This window comes from Leifsonia naganoensis (assembly GCF_013410615.1).
GTDB lineage: Bacteria > Actinomycetota > Actinomycetes > Actinomycetales > Microbacteriaceae > Leifsonia > Leifsonia aquatica.
This window is the reverse complement of the sequence record NZ_JACCHJ010000001.1, coordinates 1,633,067-1,652,975: the sequence shown is the minus strand read 5'-3', so window position 1 is coordinate 1,652,975 and position 19,909 is coordinate 1,633,067. Positions and strand designations below refer to the sequence as shown.

The 19,909-nt window shown below is 72.0% G+C and carries 18 protein-coding genes and 1 pseudogene; 12 read left to right on the top strand and 7 right to left on the bottom strand.

The window, feature by feature from the left end; all coding sequences use genetic code 11:
- Window positions 1-47: 47 nt before the first annotated feature.
- Window positions 48-356 (bottom strand): PTS sugar transporter subunit IIB, encoded by a 309-nt coding sequence (locus HNR14_RS07880; RefSeq protein WP_021764791.1) that lies wholly within the window; start codon window positions 354-356, stop codon window positions 48-50.
- Window positions 357-597: 241 nt separating this feature from the next.
- Here HNR14_RS07880 and HNR14_RS07875 point away from each other — a divergent pair, with 241 nt between their 5' ends.
- Together HNR14_RS07875 and HNR14_RS07870 are read left to right on the top strand one after the other, a co-directional pair.
- Window positions 598-2,784 (top strand): Ig-like domain-containing protein, encoded by a 2,187-nt coding sequence (locus tag HNR14_RS07875; RefSeq protein WP_179700610.1) that lies wholly within the window; start codon window positions 598-600, stop codon window positions 2,782-2,784.
- A 165-nt stretch (window positions 2,785-2,949) separates the two neighbouring features.
- Window positions 2,950-4,851, top strand: coding sequence for a PRD domain-containing protein (locus HNR14_RS07870; RefSeq protein ID WP_179700609.1), 1,902 nt, complete (start codon window positions 2,950-2,952; stop codon window positions 4,849-4,851).
- A gap of 156 nt (window positions 4,852-5,007) precedes the next feature.
- Here the strand turns inward: HNR14_RS07870 and HNR14_RS07865 are convergent, their stop codons facing one another.
- The 4 genes from HNR14_RS07865 to nucS all read right to left on the bottom strand — a co-directional run bounded on the left by HNR14_RS07865 (window position 5,008) and on the right by nucS (window position 7,334).
- Window positions 5,008-5,412, bottom strand: coding sequence for a hypothetical protein (locus HNR14_RS07865; RefSeq protein WP_179700608.1), 405 nt, complete (start codon window positions 5,410-5,412; stop codon window positions 5,008-5,010).
- Between the two features lie 86 nt (window positions 5,413-5,498).
- On the bottom strand, window positions 5,499-6,179 hold the full coding sequence (locus HNR14_RS07860; protein ID WP_179700607.1) for an HAD hydrolase-like protein: 681 nt from the start codon (window positions 6,177-6,179) through the stop codon (window positions 5,499-5,501).
- A 37-nt stretch (window positions 6,180-6,216) separates the two neighbouring features.
- Window positions 6,217-6,639, bottom strand: coding sequence for an SseB family protein (locus tag HNR14_RS07855; RefSeq protein ID WP_021763704.1), 423 nt, complete (start codon window positions 6,637-6,639; stop codon window positions 6,217-6,219).
- Window positions 6,639-7,334, bottom strand: a complete 696-nt coding sequence (gene nucS / locus HNR14_RS07850) for an endonuclease NucS (RefSeq protein ID WP_021763703.1) — start codon at window positions 7,332-7,334, stop codon at window positions 6,639-6,641. The genes HNR14_RS07855 and nucS overlap by 1 nt, the downstream gene beginning before the upstream one ends.
- A 38-nt stretch (window positions 7,335-7,372) precedes the next feature.
- Here nucS and HNR14_RS07845 point away from each other — a divergent pair, with 38 nt between their 5' ends.
- Window positions 7,373-8,419, top strand: coding sequence for a lactonase family protein (locus tag HNR14_RS07845; RefSeq protein ID WP_179700606.1), 1,047 nt, complete (start codon window positions 7,373-7,375; stop codon window positions 8,417-8,419).
- 124 nt (window positions 8,420-8,543) lie between these two features.
- Here the strand turns inward: HNR14_RS07845 and HNR14_RS07840 are convergent, their stop codons facing one another.
- Window positions 8,544-9,794: an MFS transporter gene (locus tag HNR14_RS07840; RefSeq protein ID WP_179700605.1), complete on the bottom strand. Its 1,251-nt coding sequence runs from the start codon at window positions 9,792-9,794 to the stop codon at window positions 8,544-8,546.
- Between the two features lie 89 nt (window positions 9,795-9,883).
- Between HNR14_RS07840 and HNR14_RS07835 the strand changes: the two genes are divergently transcribed.
- Window positions 9,884-10,954 carry a substrate-binding domain-containing protein gene (locus tag HNR14_RS07835; protein ID WP_179700604.1) on the top strand — a complete coding sequence of 357 codons (1,071 nt, stop codon included), beginning with the start codon at window positions 9,884-9,886 and terminating at the stop codon, window positions 10,952-10,954.
- 157 nt (window positions 10,955-11,111) lie between these two features.
- Window positions 11,112-12,320, top strand: a complete 1,209-nt coding sequence (locus tag HNR14_RS07830; RefSeq protein ID WP_179700603.1) for an amidohydrolase — start codon at window positions 11,112-11,114, stop codon at window positions 12,318-12,320.
- Window positions 12,321-12,353: 33 nt separating this feature from the next.
- Here the strand turns inward: HNR14_RS07830 and HNR14_RS07825 are convergent.
- Window positions 12,354-13,579 (bottom strand): annotated as a pseudogene (locus tag HNR14_RS07825) (MATE family efflux transporter).
- Window positions 13,580-13,749: 170 nt separating this feature from the next.
- Between HNR14_RS07825 and HNR14_RS07820 the strand changes: the two are divergent.
- The 7 genes from HNR14_RS07820 (at window position 13,750) to HNR14_RS07790 (ending at window position 19,903) form a co-directional block, all read left to right on the top strand.
- Window positions 13,750-14,523 carry an MBL fold metallo-hydrolase gene (locus HNR14_RS07820; RefSeq protein ID WP_179700602.1) on the top strand — a complete coding sequence of 258 codons (774 nt, stop codon included), beginning with the start codon at window positions 13,750-13,752 and terminating at the stop codon, window positions 14,521-14,523.
- On the top strand, window positions 14,520-15,131 hold the full coding sequence (locus HNR14_RS07815; RefSeq protein ID WP_179700601.1) for a hypothetical protein: 612 nt from the start codon (window positions 14,520-14,522) through the stop codon (window positions 15,129-15,131). The genes HNR14_RS07820 and HNR14_RS07815 overlap by 4 nt, the downstream gene beginning before the upstream one ends.
- A gap of 44 nt (window positions 15,132-15,175) precedes the next feature.
- Complete coding sequence (locus HNR14_RS07810; RefSeq protein WP_179700600.1) at window positions 15,176-15,886, top strand: HNH endonuclease family protein; 711 nt, start codon at window positions 15,176-15,178, stop codon at window positions 15,884-15,886.
- 75 nt (window positions 15,887-15,961) lie between these two features.
- Window positions 15,962-16,276, top strand: a complete 315-nt coding sequence (locus tag HNR14_RS07805) for a hypothetical protein (protein ID WP_179700599.1) — start codon at window positions 15,962-15,964, stop codon at window positions 16,274-16,276.
- Between the two features lie 9 nt (window positions 16,277-16,285).
- Window positions 16,286-17,215, top strand: a complete 930-nt coding sequence (locus HNR14_RS07800; RefSeq protein WP_179700598.1) for a hypothetical protein — start codon at window positions 16,286-16,288, stop codon at window positions 17,213-17,215.
- 76 nt (window positions 17,216-17,291) lie between these two features.
- The gene (locus HNR14_RS07795; RefSeq protein ID WP_179700597.1) at window positions 17,292-18,209 is read left to right on the top strand and encodes an ABC transporter ATP-binding protein; all 918 of its coding nucleotides are present in this window, start codon (window positions 17,292-17,294) and stop codon (window positions 18,207-18,209) included.
- A complete protein-coding gene (locus tag HNR14_RS07790) occupies window positions 18,206-19,903 on the top strand; it encodes an ABC transporter permease (RefSeq protein WP_179700596.1) in 1,698 nt (565 codons plus the stop codon). Before HNR14_RS07795 ends, HNR14_RS07790 begins: the two co-directional genes overlap by 4 nt.
- Window positions 19,904-19,909 lie beyond the last annotated feature (6 nt).

Below are 19,909 nucleotides of genomic sequence, written 5' to 3'. Positions count from 1 at the left end.
CTTCGATCGTTCGATGCCCCGGGTGCCCGGGCGAGTGGCTCGTGCTCTCATAGTGCCGCCGTCCGGGCGCCGAGAGCCAGATCCAGCGCCTGGGCGCCGTCGAGGGCGGCCGGGGAGATGGGCGGGAGCACGGCGACCGACGTGCCGGAGGCGGCGGCGCGTTCGCGCAGAGCGGGCACCGAGGCTTCGAGGTGCGCCCCGACGAGGATCACGTCGACGCCGGTCAGCGCGTCGAGCTGGGAGACGCTCCCCGCCTCGACGGTCACCGGGACGCCGCGCGATGCAGCCGCGTTGCGGAGCTTGACGGCGACGAAGGTGCTCGAGGCACCCGCGCCGCAGACGACCACGATCTTCATCGACCTGTGCCTTTCGGTAACGCGGAGTTGCTGGGTGGAGCGGATGGATCTGGTGGATCGTCTTTCATGCTCGTCCGGTCGCATCAGTCGCTCCAGCCGGCTTTCTTCCGGGGGAGCGGAAGTCGAAGAGCGTGGACGCTATATATATGCAATACCGACTACGGAACTCGGCGGTTCCCGCTTCGGTTAATCCCGTCCGCCTGCGGAGTCCGAGCATCCGGACCACCAGGTTGGGAGCATCATGCGCATCTCTCCGATCTCCCACCCTCGTCGTGCCCGGCGCCACGCCACCAGGCTCGCCGGCGTCGTCGGCGCTCTCGCCGCTGCCGTCGCCCTGGCATTGGCAGCGCCCTCGGCGGCCGTCGCCGACGAGACGATCACGTCCAGCGGGCCACTCGTCGACGTCAAAATCACCCCGTACCTCAACTGCGCCGTCAACTACGCAGGAGACACGCACACGGAGTTCTACGGCGGGACCGCGTGCGGGACCTTCGTCGCCTTCGACGAGGGAGGCACTCGCTCGCTGGCCGGGCCGGCGTCCGTGCCGGCGGGGCAGGCGGCCGTCGAGGCCGGAAGCCCCTACATCCCGGTGAGCCAGAGCCGAGCCGGGTCCGGAACGAGAGCGGACCCGCACTCGATCACGACGACCGTCCGCGCCCGGAACGCCGCGGGCGTCGACGTGCTCGAGCTGACCCAGGTGGACAGCTACGTGGTCGGCGACAACTTCTATGCGACCAGCACCAGTGTCCGCTCCCTCGACGCGCAGGGCCACGACATCATCCTCTATCACGGAGGGGATTGCTACCTCGGCAACACCGATGTGGGCTACGGGGACTACTCCTCCGCGACCGGCGCCGTGACCTGCAAGGCATCGCCGGGCTCCTCGTCCCGCATCGAGCAGTTCATCCCGAAGACCCCGGGATCGGCGTTCTACTACGGCAGCTACACGTCGATGTGGCTGAACATCGCCTCCAAGGAGCCGCTCCCGAGCCGGTTGGACGGGGCGGACACGGCCCAGGACAACGCCATCGCGCTGTCCTGGAACCTCCACGTGCCGGTCGAGGGGGCAGCGACCGCGTCGATGCTGACGAACTTCTCCCCGGTCGACCTGCGGGCCCTGCCCACCACGATCACGCCCGACCCGTCATCGGTCGCCGCCGGTTCGAGGGTCTCCCTCCGGGCGGAGGTCAGCAATGCGGCCAACACGGCCGACGTGTCGATGGACGCGCTCGCCGTCCGGCTGCCGCGTGGCGGCGCGTATGTCGACGGATCCCTCGTGGGAGCTTCGGGTCCCGCCTCGCAGACGGGTGACACGCTGACGATCCCGCTCGTGCAGGAGATCGCCGGTCAGGCGTCGGCAGCGGTGACGTTCGACGTCGTGCTCAGCGAGCAGGGCGCGGCCGCGTTCGAGCTCAGCGGTTCGGCCCTGCTCGCGCCGGTCCTCGAGTCGTCTACCACGGTGACGGTGACGGCTCCCCTGGAGGATGCGGCGGCGGCCGATGACACGGCGTCGACTCCCTACGCGACCGCGGTGACCATCCCGGTGCTCGCCAACGACCGCGGAGACGGGATCGTCGTCTCCGCGATCGGCGCGAGCCCCGACGGAACCGCGACGGCGAACGCGGACGGCACCGTGACCTTCATGCCGAATGCCGGCTTCGCGGGCGAGGCGTCCTTCGTCTACACGATCACGGACGAGCGGGGGAACCGCTCGCAGGCGACGGTCGTCGTGACGGTCGCGGATCCCGCGGCTCCGGTGGCGGCGGACGACACGGCGTCGACGCCGTACGCGACGGCCGTGACGATCCCGGTGCTCACCAACGACGACGGCACGGATCTCACTGTCTCGGCGGTGAGCGAGAGTGCGGATGGAGTGGTGACGCTGAACGCGGACGGCACGGTGACGTTCGTGCCGAACGCGGGATTCGCGGGCGAAGCCTCGTTCGGGTACACGGTCGAGGATGTGGTGGGGCAGCGCGCCACCGCGACGGTCACCGTGACCGTGGAGGCGCCGGCAGCGCCGGTCGCCGCGGATGATGCGGCACGCACCGGCGCGGGCATGGGCGTCGTCATCCCCGTCCTCGACAACGACTCGGGCGAGGCGATCGTCGTCGCCGAGGCCGAGACGCCGGAGGACGGCACGGTGACCCTGAACGACGGTACGGTCACCTTCGCCCCGAACGACGGCTTCGCCGGGACGGCGACGTTCGGCTACACGATCGAGGACGCGGTCGGGCAGCGGGACACGGCGACGGTCAGAGTGGTCGTCGACCCGGCGCCCACGACGGCTCCCGCAGCGACGGAGCCGGGCGGACTCGCGGTGACGGGATCCACGCTCCCGATGGGCCTGGGAGCGGCAGCGGCGGTGTGCCTCGTCGCGGGCCTGACGCTCCTGATCGTCCGGCGCCGTCGCACCGACCGGGCGTAGCGCGACGCCCGGTGAAGGGGCCGCATCCGCGAGGGTGCGGCCCTTTCGCGCGCCCGGCGACCCGGCGATCCCGCGGCAGCCTTCCGGGGGGAGCGGAAGATCTTCTCCGTGCGCGAGCCCCCACCGATGCCCTCGTGGTTGACTCGGTGCAGAAAGGTGGTTCGGGTGGCGCTCTCGGCACAGCAGACGAGGATGCTGGACATCCTGGCGCGCCGTGCTGCCTGGGTGACCGCGGCCGAGCTCGCACACGATCTGGGCGTCACGACACGCAGCATCCGCACCTACGCCGCCGCACTGGGAGACCTGGTCGAGTCGGGCGCCAGCGGATACCGGGTGCGGACCGAGGCGTACGCTGCCCACCTCGACGACGCAGAGGCCGCCGAACCGAGCGTCGGCTCACCCCAGGAGCGCCTGGTCTTCCTCGCCCGTCGCCTCCTCGACGAGCCCGAGGGCGTCGACGTGTACGAGGCGGCCGAGAGCCTGTTCGTCAGCGAATCCACCATCGAGTCCGACCTGACCCGGCTGCGCGGCATCCTCGCCGACACCGAGCTCGCGCTGCAGCGGCAGGGCCCCGTCGTGCAGCTCACCGGCCCGGAGATCGCGCGCCGCAAGCTCATCAGCCGGCTGTTCCGCGATGAGATGCGGCAGGGTGTCGTCGACGTTGCGCGCATCCAGGAGGCGTTCGCGTCCCGCGGGCTGGCCGAGTTCAAGTCCGACCTGGTCGGGATGCTCGACGCCCGCGGCTTCTTCGTCAACGAATACGGGATCAACGACGTGCTGCTGCACATGGCCGTCGCACTCGACCGCGTCGCCAAGGACCGCGTGCTGCCCGCCGCGGGCGATCCGGAGGTCAGCGAGGCCATCCGTGCGCTCGCCGACGACCTCGGCGGATTGATCGACACGCACTTCGACGTGGTGCTCGACCCGACCGAGCTGCGCTACCTCGCCATCCTGCTGCGCACGCGGGTCATCGCGCCGGGAGCCGGCCGCGATCCGGTCGAGGAGTTCGTGAGCGAGCACGATCTGGAGGTCGTGCGCGGCATCGTGGCACGCGCCTCCACCGAGTACCTGGTCGACCTGCGCGACGAGAACTTCATCGTGCGTCTGACCCTGCACGTGCAGAACCTCGTCGCGCGCGCCCACGAGAAGACGTACTCGCGCAACCCGCTGACCCGCTCGATCAAGAGCTCCTACCCGATGATCTACGAGCTGGCGGTCTACATCGCGAGCCGCCTGCAGACGGCCGAGGGCATCGAGGTCAACGAGGACGAGATCGCCTACATCGCCATGCACGTCGGCGCTTACCTCGAGCAGCAGTCCCGGCGCCGGGATGCGGTGACCTGCGCCGTCGTCTGCCCGAACTACTACGACATGCACATCCTGCTGCGGGAGCGGCTCGAGAGCGCCCTCGGCGACGAGCTCGACGTCACGAGCGTGATCACCTCGACCGACGTGGACTGGGCCGCCCTCGACGCCGATCTGGTGCTCACGACGATCGACCCCCGCGGCCGCCGCGAGAACGCGGTCATCGTGCAGCCGTTCGTGACCGAGACGGATGTGGAGCACATCCGCCAGGCCGTCGCCCGCATCCGCCGGCAGCGCCGGCGCGCGCGCATCAAGAACGACCTGCTGGAGTACTTCGACGAGCGCCTCTTCCTGCGCAACTTCTACGCCCGCGACGCGATCACGATGATCCGCGCGCTCGGCGACCGGATGATCGCGGTCGGAGCCATCGACCAGGACTACGTCGACCAGACGATCGAGCGCGAGCAGATGTCGTCCACGGCGTTCACGGACTCCCTCGCGGTGCCGCACGCCATGACGATGAGCGCCAAGCGCACGGCGATCGCGATCGTGGTCAACGACACGGCGATGGACTGGGGCGACGCGCGCGTCAACGTCATCGCCTTCATCGCGTTCGACGCCGGTGGTCGCGCGTCGTTCCAGACCGTGTTCGATCAGTTCGTCGAGGTCTTCGGCGATCGGGAGGCCGTGCTCGGCCTTATCCGCCGCGCCGACACCTTCACTGCCTTCATCGACGAGCTCGTCCGCATCATCGACTCGTAAGCCCGCCGCCTGTTCGGCCCTCGAGTACGCGGATTCTCTGCGCACTCGGCGGTTTTCGCCCCACTTTCTGCGTACTCGCGGGCCGCGCGGGGGAGAAACGACGAACCGCCGGCGCACGAGGCGGCCGGCGGTCCGGGAGGCGAAGCGGCGCGGAGCCTAGTTCGCCGTGACGGTGTAGGTCACCGAGACGCCGGGGGTGCCCACGGCGACGGTGTACTTGTCGTTGGTGTAGACGGCCTTGGTGTCCGTCGAACCGGCCTGCTTCGTGTAGCCGGCCTTCTCGAGGGCGGCGGTCGCGTCGGCGAAGCCGGTCTTGGTGGTGGGCTGGACGGTGACCGACCAGCCGTTGTCCTTGTCCCCGCGGGCGACGACGACCTGGCCGTCGACGAGCGGGACGTCGTTCTTCGGGAAGTCCGAGGGCAGCGTGGCCGAGGCCTGCGACTGCGACGAGCTGGGGGTGGACGACGAGTCCGATCCGGTGCTGGAGCAGCCGGCGAGGGTGGCGATGGAGAGAGCCGCGACGAGGGCGGCGGGAGCGAACAGAGAGGTACGGGTGCGCATGATCTTCCTAGTGCTGTATGTCTGGTGGTGCGGTGTTGCAACAACACTCCAGCGTACTCGCGCCCCCGCTCGGGCTCCGCCTCCGCTCAGCCGAGGAGCAGGCTCCGCAGCTGATCCGCCGAGTGCACGACGGCGATCGCGCCGGCGGCCTCGGCGGGGGAGCCGTAGCCCCACTCGACGAGGATGGTCGGCAGCCCGTGCGCACCCGCACCCTCGACGTCGTACTGGCGGTCGCCCACCATGACGGTGTGGTCGAGGTCGACGCCCTCCGCGGTGAGGCGGCGCAGGGCCTCCTCGACCACGTCCGCCTTGGCGCTGCGGGACTCGTCCTCGCTGGCGCCGGTGATGACCGTGAAGTACTGGGCCAGGCCGAAGTGCTCCAGGATGCGGGTCGCCTGCGACTCGGGCTTGCTGGTCGCGATGGCGAGCGGGATGCCGGAGGCGTGGAGGCGCTCGAGCAGGCCGCGGATGCCGGGGAACACCGCGCTGTCGAAGGCGCCGTGCTCGGCGTAGTGGGTGCGGTAGACCGCGAGCGCGGCACGCGCCTCGGCCTCGTCCATGCCGGCGAACTTCTCGAGGGAGTCCAGCAGCGGCGGGCCGACGTACTCGACGAGCTCGGCGGGGGTGGGGACGGGGCGGCCGAGGTCCTCGAACATGCTGACGAGGGAGCCGGTGATGCCGGGGGCGGAGTCGGTGAGGGTGCCGTCGAGGTCGAACAGCACGCACGTCCACGTCCGGGTGACGGTGGGGGTGGGGGTGGTGGTCATAGCCCACCCATCGTATGTGGCGTTCGTGAACGTTCGCTCAGCGGTCGCCGAGTGCCGTCTCGATGTGCGATCGGGCCACGACCATCGTCTGCTCCGAGCCCGGGTCGAACTGTACGGCGACGAACTCCGCGGTGCGGACGAATCCGAGCGCTTCGACGGCCGGGACGATGACGGCCTGCACCTTCGTGCCCGCGCCCTCCGCGGTCTGCCCGACCGCCGAGCGCAGTGCCTTCATCGAGGTGAAGAGGGGGAGCACCGGTTCGCCCGTGGTCGAGCTGATCGTGCGCAGGCGGGTGTCCTCCGGGGTGGACCCGGTGACGTCGACGACCAGGCCGCCCTTGACCGCGGCGGCGAGCAGCGCCTCCAGGTTCGGGAGGGTCGGCTCGGCGGCGATGTCCGCGAGCGCCTTGCGCACGGGGACGTTCTCGTAGGTCTGCGGGAAGCGGGGGGAGGGTGCCATCAGAAGAGCCTGCTGTCGCTGTCGTCGAGGCCGCGCATCGCGTCGTAGTCGAGGACCAGGCAGCGGATGCCGCGGTCCTCGGCGAGCGTGCGCGCCTGGGGCTTGATCTCCTGCGCGGCGAAGACGCCGGAGACGGGCGCGAGGAGGGGGTCGCGGTTCATCAGCTCGAGGTAGCGGGTCAGCTGCTCGACGCCGTCGATGTCGCCGCGGCGCTTGAGCTCCACGGCGACGGACGCTCCGGCGGCGTCGCGGGCCAGGATGTCGACCGGACCGATCGCCGTCATGTACTCACGGCGCACGAGCACGTGCCCGTCGCCGAGCAGGTGGATCTGCTCCGCGAGCAGTTTCTGCAGGTGCGCCTCCACGCCGTCCTTCTGCAGGCCGGGGTCGATGCCGAGCTCGTGCGCCGAATCGTGCAGCACCTCGTGGATGGAGACGATCAGCATGTCGGCGGTCTTCGCCTGGGTGACGCGCCAGACCTCGGTGACGCCGGCCTCCCGCTGCAGCTCGTCGGGCTCCATGACCGCGAGCGTGCAGGGCGGGCTCATCCAGTTGAGCGGCTTGTACGAGCCGCCGTCGGAGTGGACGAGCAGGCTGCCGTCGGACTTGAGCATGAGCAGCCGCTTCGCCAGCGGCAGGTGCGCGCTCAGGCGTCCGGCGTAGTCCACGGAGCAGTTGGCAATGACGAGACGCACCGGAACATCCTACGGGGGCGCCCTGGCAGGATGGGGGCATGCCCCACGATCTCGTCATCGGCACGTACACCGAGCAGCTCCCGCACGTCGACGGTCACGCGGAGGGCGTGCTGGCCGCCCGGTTCGACGGGTCGGAGGTGTCGGGCGTCTCCGTCGCCGCGCGCGTGCGCAACCCCTCGTGGGTGGCCGTGTCGCCCGACGGCACCCGGGTCTACGCGGTCGCCGAGACGGGACCGGACGGCGGCCTCCTCGCGTTCTCCCGCTCGGGCGACGGCGCGCTCGCCCTGCTCGGCGAGGTGTCGAGTGGAGGCGCGGATCCCGCGCACCTGGCCGTCCACCCCTCCGGTCGGCGGTTGATCGCCGGCACCTACAGCGGCGGCACCGTCTCCGTCTTCACACTCAACGGGGACGGATCGATCGGCGCCCGCACCGCGTTCGTGCAGCACGAGGGCCGCGGTCCGGACGATGCGCGGCAGGAGGCGCCGCACGTCCATCAGCTCAGCGTCGACCCCGTGACCGGCGACGTCGTGGTCGTCGACCTGGGCCTCGGCGAGGTGCGCTGGTACGCGCTGGACGACGACGGCGGTCTCACCCTCCGGCCTGAGGCGACGCTCTCCTCGGGCGCGGCCGGTCCGCGGCACCTCGCCTTCCACCCGGACGGCCGTCACGCCGTCGTGGTCAACGAGCTGGACAGCACGCTGGACGTGCTGCGACGCGACGGCGACCGCTTCGTGCGCGTCTCCACCGTCTCCACCCGCGAGCCGGGCGCGACCGGGGACAACTCGCCAGCCGCCGTGCGCGTCAGCGACGACGGCGGCACCGTCTTCGTGACCAATCGCGGCGACGACACGATCGCCGTCTTCTCGTTCGACCCGGACGTCTCGCGCGCGGCGCTCGTCGCGACCGAGCCGGCGCGCGGGCGCTCCCCGCGCGACCTCGTGATCGCGCCCGAGGGCGACCGCGTGCTCGCCGCCTGCCAGGACAGCGACGAGGTCACCGTCTTCGCGTTCGACGCGCGCACCCGCTCCCTGCGCTTCCTCGGCGCCTCGTCCGTCCCGACCCCGGTCTGCCTGGCCTTCGTCTGACCCGCGCCGACCGGCCGGACCGCCAAGGGAACGGAGGGGATCCCGGCCTCAACGGCCCGGATCCCCTCCGTTCCCTGCGTTTTGGGCGTCCCCACCCCGGAATCTCCTCCGTTGCCGACGCGGCTCAGGCCGCGACGCGCTGCTTCTGCGGCCGCACCGCCGGTGCCGCGAGGAACGACGCGAGCAGCAGCAACAGGATGAGGTAGAGCGCGTTCAGGAGGCCGAAGTCTTTGCCGAGGAAGCCGATGAGCGGCGGCCCGACGAGGAAGGCGCAGTAGCCGATGATCGCGACGGCGGAGACGCGCGCGGCCGGGTTCTTCGCGCCGTCCGCCGCAGCCGACATCCCGAGCGGGAAGCCGAGCGAGACGCCGAAGCCCCAGAGCACCGTGCCGATCACGACCACCCACATCGGGCCGCCCAGGATGAACAGCAGGAGGCCGACCACGCCCATCCCCGCCGTGATGCGGATGGCGTTCACGCGGCCGATGCGGTCGACGATGGGTCCGCCGGCGACGCGGCCGACGGTCATGGCGGCCACGAAGCAGCCGAACACGACTGCCCCGGTGGAGTTCGCCTGGCCGTGGCCGTCGACCACCGCGAGCGAGATCCAGTCGTTCGCCGATCCCTCGCCGAAGGCCATGCCGAGCATGACGACGCCGATGAGGATGAGGCGCCAGTCGGCCCAGACGGCGAGAGCGGTGCGCATGCGCTCGCCGAAGGGGACGCGCGTGGTCGCGGCCTCGTCGCCGAGCTCGGCTTCGCGCGGGATGAAGCGGATGGCGACCGCGATGCCCGCGACCAGAACGACAGCGATGCCGATCAGGTGCCAGGCGACGCCGATGTGGAGGGCGGCGGCCGCGGCGCCGACGCCCGCGCCGATCACGGTGCCGAGGCTGAAGCAGGCGTGCATCAGCGGCATGAGGGTCTTGCCGATCTCGCGCTCGACCGCGGTTCCCTCGACGTTCATCATGACGTCGAGCATCCCGTTGCCGAAGCCGAGCAGGATGAGGCCGATCGCCACCATCGGCACGGCGTGGAAGACCGTCGAGCCGAGTCCGAGCACGACGGTGCCGGCGGCGGCGATCGTCAGCGAGCCGAACATCCCCTTGTGCGGCCCGAAGCGGACCAGGACGGGCGAGGAGAGGGCGAGGCCGAGCACGGCGCCGGCCGACATGCCCAGGATGAGCAGGCCGACAGCGGACGGGTCCTTGCCGAGCCCGAGATCGTCGCGGACGCCCGGGATGCGGGCCACCCACGTCGCCATCGCGAGACCGCTCAGCACGAAGACGGCGAAGACGGCGTTGCGCCAGGCGACGAGTTCGCGGCGGCTGCGCGCCGGCACGGAGGTGGATGAGGTCGGGGTCGGCTGTGACATCGGCTGTCCTGGTGGTTCGAGCGGGCGACGGGTGGGTTTTTTGGCTATCGAATCGTTTCGATCGAAACGATTCGACTAAGCTACCACACGTGAACGACAGCAGCACAGCCCCTGTGACCGCCCGGCCGACGCTGGCCGCGGTCGCCCGCCTCGCCGGCGTCTCCAACTCGACCGCCTCGCTCGCCTTCTCGGGCACGGGCCCGGTCTCCGATGCGACGCGCGACCGTGTGCTCGCCGCGGCGAAGCAGCTCAACTACGCCGGACCCGACCCGCGGGCGCGCTCGCTGCGCCGCGGCCGCTCGGGCATCGTCGGCGTGGTGATGGAGGAACGGGTCGGGGATGCGTTCCGCGACCCGATCAAGATCGCGCTGCTCGACGGCATCACCGAGGAGATCGGGGCGATCGACGCCGGCCTGCTCATCCTCACCGACGCGGGCGACGCCGCCCAGCGCATCGAGGACGCCCCGATGGACGCGGTCGTGCTCGTCGGCTGCAGCCCGCGCCTCGACGAGTCGGTCGCCATGCTCCGCCAGCGCGGCATCCCGCTGATCGCGATCGAGGGCGACCCGGCTGTCGGCGTGCCCGTCATCGGCCAGGACAACCGGGAGGCGTCTCGCATCGCCGCGCAGCACCTCCACGATCTCGGCCACCGCGACGTCGCCGTGGTGGCGCTGCCGCTCACGCGCGACCGCAATCGCGGCCGGTTCACCACCGAGTCGGCCCGCAGCGCCAGCTCGACCACCGCCGTCGACCGCCTCGCCGGGGTGCAGGACGTCTTCCCGGGAGTCGGGGGATGGGTCACCCGCGGTTCCTTCGTCGAGGAGGGCCGCCTGGCCGGCACCGCCCTGCTCGAGCGGGCGCAGGACCGCCCCACCGCGATCGTCGCGCAGAGCGACCTGCTCGCCGCCGGCGTCATCCGCGCCGCCGAGGAGCTCGGACTCGAGGTGCCGTGGGACGTCAGCGTCGTCGGCTTCGACGGCGTGCGCGTCGACGGCCTCTGGCCCTACGACCTCACCACCCTCGTGCAGCCCGCCATCGACAAGGGCCGCGCGGCCGGCCGCGCCGTCGTCGACATGCTGGAGGGCCGCGAGATCACTCCCGAGTCGTTCACCTCCGAGTTCCACCAGGGCAACACGACCGCCGCCCCCGCGCGCCGCTAGCGCTGCGCCTCTCGCGACCCGTCTCCCTCCCCACCCTCCCGCCGACATTTGTGCCAAATGTCGCGAAAGCGCGGCGCTTTCCCCGCATTTGTGCCGAATGTGCAGCCCGCACAACGCACCTGACGGCCCGCGCCTCCGGGTGCGTAGGGTGAGGGGTATGGATCTTGAGGCCCTCTACCGCGATCTCCACGCCCACCCCGAGCTCTCGTTCGCCGAGCACCGCACCGCCGGCATCGTCGCCGACCAGCTGACCGCGCTGGGGGTGGAGGTGCACACGGGCATCGCCGGCACCGGCGTCGCCGGCGTGCTCCGCAACGGGGAGGGCCCGACGGTGCTCCTCCGCGCCGATATGGACGCCCTGCCCGTCCGCGAGCTGACCGGCCTGCCCTGGGCCTCGACCGTCACCACCGAGGATGAGGAGGGCAACCCGGTCCCCGTCATGCACGCGTGCGGCCACGACATCCACATCACCTGCCTGCTGGGCGCGGTGGAGGATCTCGTCGGCTCCCGCGACGCCTGGTCCGGCACCGTGGTCGCCGTCTTCCAGCCCGCCGAGGAGCACGGCGGCGGGGCGCAGGTCATGGTCGACAGCGGGCTCTACGACACCGTACCCACGCCGGACGTCGTGCTCGGCCAGCACGTCACCCCGCTGCCCGCCGGCATGCTCGGCGCGCACTCCGGCGCCGCGATGGCCGCCGTCGACACGATGGAGGTCACCCTCCACGGCCGCGGCGGTCACGGCTCCCGCCCCGAGACGACCATCGACCCGGTCGTGATGGCGGCCTCCGCGGTCATGCGCCTGCAGACCGTCGTCTCGCGCGAGATCGCGCCGCAGGACACCGCGGTCGTCACCGTCGGCACCCTGCACGCCGGCACCAAGAACAACATCATCGCGGCGGAGGCGACGCTCGGGATCAGCGTGCGCAGCTTCAACGAGGAGGTGCGCGAGCGCGTGCTCGGCGGTGTCGACCGCATCCTGCGCGCCGAGTCCGAGGCCTCCGGCGCGCCGCAGGCTCCGGATGTGGTGTGGGGCGAGCGCTACCCCGTCACCGTGAACGAGCCCGAGGCGACCGCGCGCGTGACGGCGGCCTTCACCGCCGAGTTCGGCGCCGACCGCATCTTCGACCCGGGCGCGCTCTCGGGCAGCGAGGACGTCGGCAACCTCGCGACTGCAGCCGGCGCTCCGCTGGTCTACTGGATGCTGGGAGGCGGCGACCCGGAGGTCGTGCAGGCCGCGATCGCAGCGGGGACGGCCGACACCGACATCCCGTCGAACCACTCGCCGTATTTCGCGCCGCTCGCGCAGCCGACCATCCCGACCGGCGTGCGCGCCCTGGTCGTGGCCGCGCGCGAATGGCTCGACTGAGACGCGCCCGACGGAGCGGCCCCGAGTTCGCCGCTAGAGCTCCGCCCCCGCGCGCATCCACACCCGCCGCGGGCGCGGAGCCCGAGCGTGACCGCGCGCGCCCCGAGGTACCCGAACACGAACGCCGCGGTGAGCCACGCCAGCCCGGCGGCGTCGTGGCCACCCCAGGCGACCACCGCGAGGGCGAGCGGCACGAACACGGCGACGTTCGCGATTCCCGTGAGCGCCAGATAGCGAGCGTCTCCCGCGCCGATCAGCACGCCGTCGAGCACGAACACGTACCCGCCGAGCGGAGCGCTGATCCCGACCAGGGCCAGGCCGACCGGCAGCAGGGAGGCGACGGTCGCGTCGTTCGTGAACAGCCCGACGGCGACGGGGCTGAGCAGCACGGTCACCGCTCCGAGCACGACGCCCGCGCCGACGCCCCACTGCAGGCAGCGGCGCAGGACGGCACGCACCTGCTCGAGGTCGCCCGCGCCGAGTCCCTTGCCGATCAGCGCCTGCGCGGCGATCGCGAGCGCGTCGAGCGCGAAGGCGAGCGTCGCGAAGATCGTCATCGTCACCTGGAACGCCGCGAGCTCGTCCGGGCCGAGCCGGGTGGCGGCGAACACCGCGAGCAGCATGGCTGCGCGCAGGCTCGCGGTGCGCAGCAGCAGCCAGCCTCCGGCCCGCGCGCTCCGGCCGATGCCGGAGTGATGGGGGAGGAGCGGCGCGCCCACCCGCCGCGCGTGCCGCGCCACGACGACCACGTAGACCACCACCATTCCCCATTGGGCGGCGACGGTGCCCGCGGCCGATCCCGCGATGCCCCAGCCCGCGACGTAGATGAAGAGGTAGTTCAGGGCGATGTTGGCCGCGAAGCCCGCGACGGCGACCGCAAGGGGCGTGCGGGTGTCCTGCAGGCCGCGCAGCAGGCCGGTGGCGGCGAACACGATCAGCATCGCGGGCAGCCCGAGCATCGAGAGCTCCAGGTAGCGCGTCGCTTGCGCGGAGATCTCGGCCGAGGCGCCGAAGAGGTCGACGAGCGCGGGCGCCGCGAACCATCCCGCCGCCGCGAGCACCACACCGAGGCCCAACGCCAGCCAGGTGCCGTCGACACCGGCCGCGACCGCGCCCCGCTCGTCCCCGGCGCCGAGGCGCCGCGCGACTGCGGGGGTCGTGGAGTACGCCAGGAACACCATCAGCCCGACGATCGTCTGCAGCACCGCGCTGGCGATCCCGAGCCCGGCGAGCGGGGCGACGCCCAGGTGCCCGACCATCGCCGAGTCGGCGAGCAGGAAGACGGGCTCCGCGATCAGCGACCCGAGCGCGGGGACGGCGAGGCGGAGGATCTCCCGGTCGACCGGGCGGCGGAGGAGGGCTTTCACGGCGAGGTCAACGGTAGCGCGGAACCCCGACACCCGTTCGGCGCGCCGGATACGATCGCCGGATGCGGCTCACCACCCTCGGCGTCTCCAGCCACTATCCCGTGCCGGGCGCACCATGCACCGGGATGCTACTGGAGCACGGCGACGTCTCCGTCTGGGTCGACGCCGGCCCCGGCACCCTCGCCGAGCTGCAGCGTCACGTTGCACTCGCAGACCTGTCGGCCGTCTGGATCTCGCACGGGCACGCCGACCACGCGGCCGATCTGCTGCCCGCCTTCTACGGCTACCGGTACGGCGACATCCCTGCTCCCGCCGCCGTCCCCCTCCTGGCGCCCGAGGATGTGCGCGGGAGGCTGATCGGCTTCCTCGGCCCGGCATCCGGATCGGAGCTCGATCGGGTCTTCGCGTTCGACCCGCTGACCGACAGCGCTGGGCGCGAGCTCGGTGGGATGAACCTCCGCTGGGTCGCCGTGCAGCACGACGTGCCCGCCTTCGCCCTGCGCGCGGAGGCGGGCGGAGCATCCCTCGTCTACACCGGCGATTCCGGGCCGTGCTCCGCGCTCGACGAGCTCGCGCGCGGCTGCGATCTGCTGGTGAGCGAGGCCGGGACCGACCGGCGCGAGCCCGGCGAGGCTTCCGTGCACCTGACTCCGGAGGAGGCCGGCGAGCTCGCTCAGCGGGCCGGGGCGCGGCGCCTGCTGTTGACGCACCTCGCACTCGGCATCGATCCCGCAGAGGCCGTGCGGCGCGCATCCGAGCGCTTCGACGGCACCGTGGAGGCCGCGGTCGTGTCGGGGTCGCCGATGTCGGTGGTCCTTCCTACAGTGGACACATGAGCACCCTCATGCCGCAGCTCCTCGCCACCTGGACCTGGCGTCTGGAGCGCGTGCGCAGCGGGCGCACCATCCTGAGCCGTTCCCAGGCGTCCACCGCGCGGTCCGACCTGGTCAACGACCGGGCCGCGCAGCCCGAGGCCTACGTGGATTACGACGAGGAGTACACCGCCGCGGTCGACGCGCTGCAGGTGCTCGCGCAGCAGCAGAACCGACGCGACGACCTGCTCTCCGTGCTCTCGACGGAGCGTCGCCGCCGCGAGGGCGACGACGCGCCCATCGCGTCGACCGACCGCGGCCGGGTGTCGCTCGCGCCCGAGCACGACCGTGTGCCCAGCGGTCTTCCCGAGATGCTGGACCAGTGGGTGCACCGGCTCATCCGGTACCGCAACGGCGCCAAGATCATCGACCCGGTGGAGGCCGCGCGCGCCGAGATCCGCCTGCGCAACGAAGCCGACCTGCACCCGGGCGCGTACCGCAACTCCACCGCCAACCCGTACTACGGCCGCGTGATGCGCGAGCTCGGCGAGATCTCCACCAGCGAGCGTCCCGGCGTGCACCTGGGCGGTCGCGGGCTGCACCGCGGCATCCCGAGCGACAGCATCCGGTGACGCGGCGGCGTTCCCCCGCCCGGCTCGTGACGACCCTGGCGGGGATGGCTCTCGCCGTCGTGCTCGGGCTCTGCGGGTACGCCGTGGTGACGGGCGGAGGTGCGGGAGGTGCGGGCGCGTTCGACGGCTCGGCGGCTGCGACGCCGGGAACGGCGACCGAGGTCGCCCCCGCAACGCCGGGCGCCCGGGATGCGGGCGTCCCGTCGGCGGCGGAGGCCCGCACCCTGCTCGCCGGCCTCCCGGTCAAGGGCAGCGCGCCGAAGACGGGCTACGACCGTGTCGCCGATTTCGGCGAAGCGTGGCTCGACGTGGATGGCAACGGGTGCGACACCCGCGACGACATCCTCGCCCGCGACCTGACCGGCGTCGTGGGCCGGGGAAGCTGCACCGTGCTCTCGGGCACGCTCGACGACCCGTACACCGGCACGCGCATCGCCTTCGAACGCGGGGTCGACACGTCGGCGCGGGTGCAGATCGACCACGTCGTCCCGCTCATGGACGCGTGGCGCACGGGGGCGCAGGGCCTCTCGCAGGAGGCGCGGGAGCACCTCGCGAACGACCCGCTCAACCTGGTCGCGGTCGACGGCCCGACCAACCAGCAGAAGGGCGCCGGTGACGCGGCGACCTGGTTGCCGCCCGCGAAGGCCTACCGCTGCACGTACGCGGCCCGGCAGGTCGCGGTGAAGTCGGCCTACGGCCTCTGGGTCGTGCCCGCCGAACGCGCCGCGCTCGAGCGCATCCTCGCGGCCTGCTGAGAGCGCCGTTCGGCGCGGGCGGGATGTGACTTTCCGGGGATGCGCCTGGCGCGGCCGATCGTCTAGCTTCGTCTCATGACCGAAGCGCTTCGTGCCCGCGCGCGCTGGAACCCCGCCGTCGTCGTCCTGCTGGTGCTCGGCGTGGCGCTGGCTGCCGGAGGGGCGACCCGGGCGCTGATGGCGAAGTTCTCGATCGACCATCCGGCCCCGCTCGACCTCACCATCCGGCCCCTCCCGGTCTTCGTGTACACGCAGTACACGCAGCGCCTGCCGCCCCCCGACTACGCCGGCCTGTGGATGGGCGTCACCGTCGCTGTGATTGGTGCGGCCGTCGTCGCCGTCGGGATCGTGGTCGCGCGGCGCGGGTCGCTGCGCCATCCCGGGCACTAGCATCGAGCCATGCTGAGCCCTGTCGAGGCCGCGGCGCTCCTCGGAGTGAGCCCGTCCGCCGCCTCCCACGACGTCGAGAGCGCCTACCTCGCCCGGTTGAACGTCGTGCCCGCATCCGATATCGAGACGCGCGATCGTCTCACCGCCGCACGGGATGCGCTGGTGGCGGCGGCCCGATGGCAGGCGCCGGGCGTGCCCGGGGCTCCGCTGGGCCAGCCGGCCGCTCCCGCGCAGCAGTCGGCCGCCCCCGTGCAGCCCGGGCCGCCGCAGCAGGTCACCGCGCCCCCGTATCCGCAGCAGCCATACGGCACCCAGCCGTACCCGCAGCAGCCCTACGGCACCCAGTCGTATCCGCAGCAGCCCTACGGCGCGCAGCCGTATCCGCAGCAGCCCTACGGCGCGCAGCCCTACGGCGCGCAGCCCTACGGCGCGGAGCCTCAGCCGCAGCCGGGTCAGCCGCCCTACGCCCCGTACCCGTACGCGCAGCCGCACCAGCCGCACCAGCCGTACCCTGCTTACGCGCCGCCTCGGCGCGGCCCCTCCACCGGCGCGATCGTCGGCTGGGTGCTCGGTGGGTTCGCGGTGCTCCTCGTGATCGTGGTGGTCGCCGTCGTCGCGATCGTGGGATCCGCGCGGTCGCAGGTCTCGTATACCGACGCGGGTGGCGGCTCCAGCGACTCCGCGTCCGGCGAGTATGTCGTCGACGGGGTGCGCGTCGAGTACAACGAGGACGGCTGGGACTTCACCCTCACCTCCCCGCGCGACTGCCCGGCCGCCACCGTGACCATCGGATTCGGCGACGACGTCAGCGGGCCGGCCCAGGAGGAGTTCACCGACACCGTCGCGCTCGAGGCGGGTCAACCGCACGTGTACTCGGTGCCCTACGACGCGTCGAGCCTGCAGTACGCGAGCATCGACGCGATCGACTGCGGCACCTGACTCCCCGGCACCTGCCGCCCGTAAGGATTCCGTTAGAGTTTTCACAAATTAGTGAAACAAGCGTAGAGTCCCGCGCATGGACACAGTGATCAAGGCCACCGGCCTCGAGAAGCGGTTCGGGCGCGTGCGCGCCCTCGACGGGCTCGACCTGTCCGTCGCGGCGGGCGAGGTGCACGGCTTCCTCGGCCCCAACGGTGCAGGCAAGTCGACCACCATCCGCATCCTGCTCGGTCTCGCCCGCTCGACGGGCGGCAGCGCGACCGTGTTCGGGCGCGACCCGTGGACGGATGCGGTCAGCCTCCATCACCGCATCGCGTACGTGCCGGGCGACGTGAACCTCTGGCCGAATCTCTCCGGCGGGGAGGCCATCGACCTGCTCTCCCGACTGCGCGGCGGGACAGCCGACCGTGCGGCCTACGCCGAGCGCAAGAAGCGCCTGATCGACGTCTTCCAGCTCGACCCGACGAAGAAGGGACGCGCCTACTCCAAGGGCAACCGCCAGAAGGTCGCCCTCGTCGCAGCGTTCGCGACTCCCGCCGACCTCTACATCCTCGACGAACCGACCAGCGGTCTCGACCCGCTGATGGAGGCGACGTTCGACGCCGAGATCGCCCGCATCGCCCGGGCGGGCGCGACCGTCCTGCTGTCGAGCCACATCCTCTCCGAGGTGGAGCAGCTCTGCGATCGCGTCAGCATCATCCGGGAAGGCCGGACGGTCGAGACCGGCACCCTCGACCAGCTGCGCCACCTGACCCGCACCGAGGTCTCGTTCGCGGCCGACGGGGTCACGGAGGCCGCGCTCGCGAGCATCCCGGACGCCCACGATCTGCGCGTGCAGAACGGCCGCGTGACGTTCACGGCCGACAGCGACGCCCTGCCGCCGGTGCTCACCGCCCTGGCCGCGCTGGACGCGAAGAGCCTGACGGTCGCGCCGCCCTCGCTGGAGGAGCTGTTCCTGCGGCACTACGACGCCGAGGCGGCGACGGCGCGATGAGCGCCACCACCGCGACCGGTCGCCCGGCCGGTCATCAGTCCGCAGCACCCGCGCGCGCCGGTACGGGAGGCACGCTGGGCGCGCTGCTCCGCCAGCGTCTGCGCCGCGACCGCTGGCAGCTGGTCATCTGGCTCGTCAGCATCGCGGTCCTGGCCCTGTTCTCCGCCGCCGCCATCCAGCAGACCTATGGCGACGAGGCCAGCCGCACCGAGCTGCTGCGTCTCGCGATCGCCAATCCGACCGTCCTGCTGCTGCGCGGCCTGCCCGCGGGCACGGGCCTCGCGGCGGTCACGTTCTTCGAGATCTTCACCTTCCTCGCGCTGCTCGCGGGCCTGATGAACACCTTCCTGGCCGTGCGGCACTCCCGGGCGGAGGAGGAGTCGGGACGCGCCGAGCTCATCGGCTCGACCCCGGCCGGTCGCCTGCTGCCGACGGCCGCGACGGTCGTGCACGGCGTCCTCGTCGATGTGGTGCTCGCGCTCGTGACGGCTCTCGGCTTCATCGCGGCCGGGCTGCCGGCGGGCGGATCGTTCGCAGCCGGTGCGGCGGTCGGCGGTGTCGGGATCGCGTTCCTCGCGGTCGGTCTGCTGCTCGCCCAGATCATGAGCACCTCCCGCGGCGCCAACGGTTTCGCCGCCGCGCTCGTCGTGCTGGCGTACGTGCTGCGCGGCATCGGCGACGCCACCGGCACGATCACCGGCGACGGCACGCACATGGTGACCGGATGGCTCAGCTGGCTGAGCCCCATCGGCTGGGGCGAGCAGTTCTCGCCGTACTCGGGAGCGGACTGGTGGCCTTTGCTGCTCCAGCTCGGCTTCGCCGCGGTGCTGATCGCCGTCACCTTCTGGATCCAGACGGTGCGCGACTCCGGCGCCGGCGTCATCCCGGAGCGGGCCGGGCGCCGGGACGCGCTTCCCGCCCTGCGCGGCCCGATCGGCCTCGCGTGGCGGCTGCAGTGGCCGACCATCCTCGGCTGGACGATCGGCGGCGCCGCGACCGGTGCCCTCGCGGGGGCGCTCGGCAGCGTGGTCAGCAGTTCGATCGCGAACGACCCGAGCCTCTCCGACATCCGCTCCGCGATCGGTCGCATCGGCGCCGGGGGCAGCGGACCGCTCACGCAGCTCTTCATCGCGGCGATCTTCTCGATCGTGGGCGTGCTCGCGGCCGCGTGCGCCGTGCAGGCGATCATCCGGCTGCGGCAGGAGGAGGCCGCCGGCACCGCGGAGGTCATGCTCACGACGCCCGTGTCGCGGGTCCGCTGGCTCTTCGGGTTCGTCGTCGTCGGCGTGGTCGCGGTGCTGCTCGTGCTGGTCGCGGCCGCTCTCGCCTCGGGGCTTTCGGCGGTGGCGGCCGGGGAGGATGCGGCGCGCATCGGGGACTCCTTCGTCGCGGCGACTGCGCAGCTCCCGGTGGCGCTCGTCTATCTCGGCGTCCTTACGTTGGTGTTCGTCCTGCTCCCGAGCTGGACCGTCGCGGTCGGCTGGGCGACGCTCGGACTCGGCGCGTTCATCGGCATCTTCGGAGGCCTGATCGACCTGCCCGACGCCGTGCGGCACCTCTCGCCGTTCGCCGACGTCCCGGTCGTCGTGGGACACGTGGACTGGACCGGGGGATACTGGATGCTCGGCATCGCGGTCGTCGCCCTGGCCGCTGCGGCAGCGCTCATCCGCCGCCGAGACGTCGCGATCGGATAGGGAGCA